Consider the following 6,061-nt stretch of genomic DNA (forward strand, 5'->3'; position numbering starts at 1 on the left):
GCGAGACGTTCATCGCCGAAAACGGCGCGGTGGTCTTCCATAACGGCGAGGTGATCTCCACAACGCCACTTGACGACGACGCCGCGCGCGAGGAAGCGTTGCGCTGGAACTGGCGCACCTCGACCGAAGCAGTGGTCGAGGTGTACGAGCAGGCTATTGCTCGACGCGGCTGAACGTTGCAGTCTCCTCCACATCGCGGGGGGCATCTAAAGAGTCGTCTTCGTCCTCGTAGCCAAGAATCTCCGGCTGCCGGGACGGGTGGATCCCGGGGACGAACCACATGATCACTGCTGCGGCTACGCCGCACACCCCCGCGGCAAGAAGGCTGAACTTCGCTGGCACGAGTAGCAGCGCGAGAACGGCGACGATCGCGATAGCCGCCCAGGTCACACCGATCACCGTCGCAGGCTCGTATTGGTGTGACACGTCCTTTTCAGCCCAAGGCACCTGCGGGAACCGCGCGCGAGCTTCGTTTCGGGTGCGCCGGTCGGCGCGCTGCGTTGGCATCACCGTCGCCACCAGCACCAAAAACAGGCCCACACCGGCGATGATGAGGTCGCCTGCCGCGACGCCGAAGAACAACACGCCGGAGCTCAAGGACACCGCCACTCGCTCCCAGGTTGACGGCGGCAATGGCGTTCCCGGATCAACGTCGGGGTAGAGCATGGCAAACGATGCATCGATCTTGTCCCGCATGGGTTTTCCCTTCCTACTTGCGTTTTAAACTAAGCCATGGCTAAATTAGTGTAGCCTAAGCTTGGTAGAATTCTAGAGGGAGTCGACAGGATGCGGAAAGCTAGCAAACAACGGGCTAACAGAATTGCGGCCCTCACCATCTCTGGGGCGCTGCTTACTGCCGGTGGGGCCATCGGCTTTCCACTCATTGCGGCCCCCGAAGCCACGGCGCAGGCCGCCAGCAACCGGACCGTGCAATCCGGGCAAATGCAGTGGTCAATCCGCGACTCCTTCATGAAGTACATCATGGGCCCCGTTGCCAAGGGTGAGGTGCAGACCTCCGGCGGGATCACGCTCGCTAACGGCGTATTCACCATCCCAGTTGCCAACTCGAACATTACGGGGGCGAATGCGGGCACCATTGCATTTGACGGCGGGATCCGGTTCTATGGCCACAAAGGGACGCTTGACATCAAGCTCACCAACATGAAACTGGTGATCAACGGCACCAGCGGTGAGATTCGAGTGGATTATGAGAGCCGCGAGAACACCGGCGTGCCAGGCAACATCGGCCCATTGTTCACAGGCAAGGAGGCGGTCTTAGCCACCGTCGCTTTCTCAGCCGCTCCCGATTTCTCGCAAGACACCGTCACCCTCACCGGTGACACCAAGGTGTCTACCGAAGGTGCAAGCAAGGTATTCGCGGATTTCTACCCTGCTGGTGAGCCCCTTTCCCCGCTCAACCTCAGCCTTAAGATGGGGGCGGGCTCCGGCGCACCCTCGGGGACCAGTGGAAACTCAGGTAGTGGTGGTGCCGCCACACGCTCCAACGCCACCGAGGGCGCAGCCAAACTGCTCGGCCAAGTCAACGACACTCTCATTGAAGTCAACGGGCTGATCACCAACACTGAAAATCTCATGGACAACTCCGGCCAGTTCCACGACCGGGTGTGGGGTACCAGCGCTGCCACGTCTGCTGAAGCTCCTCCGACAGGTGCTGGTGCGGCTGGCACTGGTACCGGCGGCGTTGCTGCAGCGCCCAACAGCGGAGGATTCTCCACCGCTGACGCGGCCGATGGCGGTAGCGGCGGCGGAGGTGGCATCGCAGGCCCATCGGGTGGTGCCGCCCCGAGCCGAGCAGCCAGCTCTGGGCAGTCTGGAGCTGGAGCTGGAGCTGCACCCGCAGCCCAGGCCGTATCCAACGACATCTGCACTGCCCCCGCCTCGAAGGGCGTGACCAGCGGCGACTTCGCGTGGGGTGTACGTTCCACGTTCCGCGCGTACATCCAGGGCCAGATTGCCAAGGGTGGCTGGAACCTTTCCAACAACGTCGCGTATTCCGACGGCCAATACCGCTTCAAGGCGCAAGGCGGAGCCGTGAATCCGCAGACCAAGGAAGGCACGATCCTCTTCCCTGGAACCATTGAATTCTACGGCCACAAGGGCATTCTTGAAACCCGCTTCTCCAACATCGAGGTGCAATTCAAGGGCAACGCGGGATTGCTTGTCATGGATGTCACGTCGAACGATGTCGAAGGCAACCCCGGCGACTACGGCCGCGTCGCCATGGCCAATCTCACGTTCACGTCGCTGGACGTCTCCGATTCCGCAGTTTCCGGTTCAGCAACCACCACGCTGACACCAGTTGGAGCCGAGGCGTTCGCCAACTTCTACCCCGCAGGCGACCCGCTGGACCCGATCAATTTCACCGCGAGTCTCAGCGGCGCCCCGAACTGTGCCCAAGGGCAGGGAGGAGCAACAAAAGGCGACGCGCAGGGCAAGTCCAGCTCCACCGATGCCGCTGCGGCACTGCGTGCTGACGGTGTCGGTGTGGACGGGACAGGCCCGGGCGCAGCGTCCTCCACCGCCGCAGCACAAAGCATGGGCGACAACGCTTCGCTCGGTGGATTCAAGGAGCAGACCGGGGATGGCGAAGACCAGTTCCGGATCAAGTCTTCCGGGGCCTCGCCGTCCGGTCTCAACCTCGACGGCAACAGCGTGCCGTCGGTACTTGCCTTGCTCGCGTCACTGGTTATCGGCGGCGGCAGCATTATCAACTTCGGCCGCAAGGCCCCGAGCGTCTAAGGAGATCCCACCCTAATGAGGAGACTAGTAGCCACCGTCCTCGTCTGCATGCTCGCCTTAACCGGTTGTGCAAGCTGGGACGGCACATCGAGTGTGAACGCTGAGCTCGCGAGCGAGTTACGCACGGAAGCGGGCCAAGTCGATCCGCGCGCGGCGCAGGGTGTGAAGACCGTGCCTTCGCTTGACGACGTTGCCCCTGTGGCTACCAACCCAACACCAGCCCTCCCTGTTTCGCTGGTAGACGCGAAAGGCTTCGACGTTGAGGTAACCGATGTCTCCCGCATCCTGGCGCTCGACCTGTACGGCACCTACACCAAGACCCTGACTGGTCTGGGGCTCAACGAGAACATCGTAGGCAGAACGGTGTCGAGCACGGAACCCTCCTTGGCTGACCGCCCAGTGGTCACCGTGGGTGGCCACAACCTCAACGCCGAGGCCATCTTGGAGCTGAACCCAACACTGGTGATTGTGGATGAGTCCGTCGGCCCGCCAGAGGTGATTGAGCAAATCCGCAACGCAGGTATCACCACGGTGATGATGAACCCCAAGCGTTCGCTGGAGACCATCGGCGACGATATCCGCCTGGTGGCTTCGGTGGTTGGTTTGCCCGAGGAGGGCGAGAAGCTCGCCGAACGCAGCATGCGCGAGGTTGAAGAGGCGCTTGCCGTGATCGATGAGATCAAGCCTGCTGAGCCGCTGCGCATGGCGTTTCTGTACCTTCGTGGCACCGGTGGCATCTTCTACATCATTGGCGAGGACTACGGATCTACCAGCCTGATCAATGCCCTAGGCGGTCGCGACATGGCGGCCGAGGCCGGCATCACCGATCTGAAGCCGGCCAGCCCCGAAGCGCTCGCTGAGCTCAACCCCGAGATGTTTGTACTGATGACGAAGGGCCTCGAGTCCACCGGCGGCATGGAAGGGCTACTCCAGCGACCGGGTGTCGTGCAGACAATCGCCGGGCAGAATCAACGCGCGATCACGATGAATGACGGCGACTCCCTCGCCTTCGGCCCCCAAACTGGAGAGCTCCTCTTGCGCGCCGCGAAACTGCTGTACGGCGAAGGTGCCAACACCGGCTCGGTGGACACAAAGAGCGGGCAGCGCACGAATGGCTAACTACGTAGACCAGGTGTTCGCGCAGCGACACCGGCGCCGCATCGCGCTGTTCATCGGACTCGTCGTGCTGCTTGCGGTGACGTTCGTCGTGTCGCTAAGCGTCGGCCAATACACCGTCCACCTCGGGGACCTGCCGCGGATTCTCGCTCGCGGCCCCTTCGGCGTTGACGGCATGGATGCCTCTGTCATTTGGCAGGTGCGTATCCCCCGGCTGATCTTGGGCATTCTTGTCGGCGCTGCGCTCGGCGTGGGGGGCGCGCTCATGCAAGCTGTCTTCGCCAACCCGCTGGCTGAGCCCTCAGTGATGGGTGTGACCTCGGGTGCCGGCGTCGGTGCAGCGATTTTCATCGTCAGCGGGGCGAGCTTCGCAGGCACCATGACCATCCCAATCGGCGCATTTGTCGCCGGCTTAGCCACGACGCTATTGGTGTGGGCGTTGGCGAGGCACCGCGGTAAGACCGCGGTTGTCAACTTGATCTTGGTGGGCATCGCGGTAAACGCCGTCGCTGGCGCAACCATTTCATTCCTGCTGTTCCTCGCACCCTCGACTGCGCGTGAGCAGATCATTTTCTGGCAGATGGGCACCCTCGCCGGTGCACAGTGGAAGCACGTCACCCCCGTCGCCTGCATTGCGGCATTCGGAATTGTGTGCGCGCTGTTCCTCGGCCGGAAGCTCGATCTGCTGGCGCTCGGAGAAGGCGCCGCATCGCACGTTGGTGTCAACGTACAGCGGTTGCGAACAATCAGCGTGCTCCTGGCGACGCTACTGAGCGCAGGCGCAGTGTCCTACGCAGGACTCATCGGCTTCGTCGGTTTGGTGATTCCCCACATCATCCGCACTGCTGTTGGACCGTCGAATAGCGTGCTCATCCCGGCATCAGCACTCGGCGGCGCGGCGCTGATCGCGGTTGCAGACGTGGTGGCGCGCAACCTCATCGCGTACGCGGATATGCCCATCGGCATCTTCACCGCGCTCGTCGGCGGGCCGACGTTCTTCATTCTACTTCGTCAAATGATGCGCAAGGGGGTGCACTGACATGAGCGTTGAGGCGCACAACATGACCGTCCGCATCGGCGACGCCGAGTTGCTTTCCGACGTTTCTTTTCACGCCGCACCTGGCACCGTCACCGGCCTCATCGGCCCGAACGGCGCAGGTAAGTCGACGCTGCTCGCCTCACTCTCTGGAGACATCCCCGTTGCCTCGGGCGTGCTGCAGATCGACGGTGTTGAGCCGCGGCATGCCAAGCCAAAAGCGATGGCCAGGAAGCGCGCTGTCATGTTGCAGGACGTGTCCGTCACCTTCTCATTCCTCGTCCGCGATGTCGTGGCGATGGGACGTTCGCCGTGGGAAGGCACGAGCAGCCCGGAGGAGGACAACGCGATTATCGATGCCGCCCTCGAGGCCACCGGGGTTTCCCACCTTGCCGGCCGTGAAGTCGTGACACTCTCCGGCGGCGAGCGCGCCCGCGTGGCCATGTCGCGTGTCCTCGCGCAGACCACCCCGGTGGTGTTCTTCGATGAGCCAACAGCGGCCATGGATGTTAAGCACCAAGAGCGTGCCCTTGGACTCATCCGGCAGGCGGCGCGTAGCGGGAGCACCGTCGTGGTGGTGCTGCACGATCTCAACGCAGCGGCCAATTATTGCGACCAAGTGACCTGTCTCAACCGAGGTCGCGTGGCCGCCAGCGGCCCTATTGACCAGGTGTTTACCAGCGAGACCCTGTCTGCAGTATACGAGTATCCCCTCGAGGTCCGCCGGCATGGGGAATCGATCCACGTATCCCCCACGCGCACTGACACCAACGCCCTCGGCTCGCACACGCGCAACCTCCTCTTCCCCGACCGCACCTAAGGAGATCCACATGTTCCCGACCCGTAAATCTGCCGCTGCGGCGACGTTTCTGCTTGCAGCGGGTGTCGTCGTCGCCCCGTCTGCACACGCGGCGAGCGTTCCCGCTATTGAGACCGCGAGCCTGAGCTGGAATCTGAAACGAACGTTCTCCAACTACATCACCGGCCCAATTGCAAAGGGCAAAATCGAGGTTGCTTCCCCCGCGACTATCAAGCACTTCGGCGGCTTTGTGGAGCACAATCCGCCGTCCCAGCGCTTTCAGCCTGACGACGCCTCATTGAAGTACGACTTCGCCTTCAACCCGGCCAACTCGAAGTTGGACGCCAATG

At 62.5% G+C, this 6,061-nt stretch carries 6 protein-coding genes; 5 read left to right on the forward strand and 1 reads right to left on the reverse strand.

Features of this window, described 5'->3' with window-relative positions; translation table 11 throughout:
- Positions 1–153: 153 nt before the first annotated feature.
- On the reverse strand, positions 154–696 hold the full coding sequence (locus HMPREF3120_RS08770) for a hypothetical protein (RefSeq protein WP_070452399.1): 543 nt from the start codon (positions 694–696) through the stop codon (positions 154–156).
- A 246-nt stretch (positions 697–942) separates the two neighbouring features.
- Here HMPREF3120_RS08770 and HMPREF3120_RS08775 point away from each other — a divergent pair, with 246 nt between their 5' ends.
- The 5 genes from HMPREF3120_RS08775 to HMPREF3120_RS08795 all read left to right on the forward strand — a co-directional run.
- The gene (locus HMPREF3120_RS08775; protein WP_070452401.1) at positions 943–2,760 is read left to right on the forward strand and encodes an HtaA domain-containing protein; all 1,818 of its coding nucleotides are present in this window, start codon (positions 943–945) and stop codon (positions 2,758–2,760) included.
- Between the two features lie 15 nt (positions 2,761–2,775).
- Positions 2,776–3,879, forward strand: coding sequence for a heme/hemin ABC transporter substrate-binding protein (locus tag HMPREF3120_RS08780; RefSeq protein WP_070452404.1), 1,104 nt, complete (start codon positions 2,776–2,778; stop codon positions 3,877–3,879).
- Positions 3,872–4,915: a FecCD family ABC transporter permease gene (locus HMPREF3120_RS08785; RefSeq protein WP_070452407.1), complete on the forward strand. Its 1,044-nt coding sequence runs from the start codon at positions 3,872–3,874 to the stop codon at positions 4,913–4,915. The genes HMPREF3120_RS08780 and HMPREF3120_RS08785 overlap by 8 nt, the downstream gene beginning before the upstream one ends.
- Position 4,916: 1 nt before the next feature.
- On the forward strand, positions 4,917–5,732 hold the full coding sequence (locus HMPREF3120_RS08790) for a heme ABC transporter ATP-binding protein (RefSeq protein WP_070452410.1): 816 nt from the start codon (positions 4,917–4,919) through the stop codon (positions 5,730–5,732).
- Positions 5,733–5,742: 10 nt separating this feature from the next.
- Positions 5,743–6,061, forward strand: a 319-nt coding sequence (locus HMPREF3120_RS08795; RefSeq protein ID WP_210384510.1) for an HtaA domain-containing protein, incomplete at its 3' end; no start/stop codon positions are given.

It is taken from the genome of Corynebacterium sp. HMSC11D10 (assembly GCF_001806995.1).
In the GTDB taxonomy this organism is placed as follows: domain Bacteria; phylum Actinomycetota; class Actinomycetes; order Mycobacteriales; family Mycobacteriaceae; genus Corynebacterium; species Corynebacterium coyleae.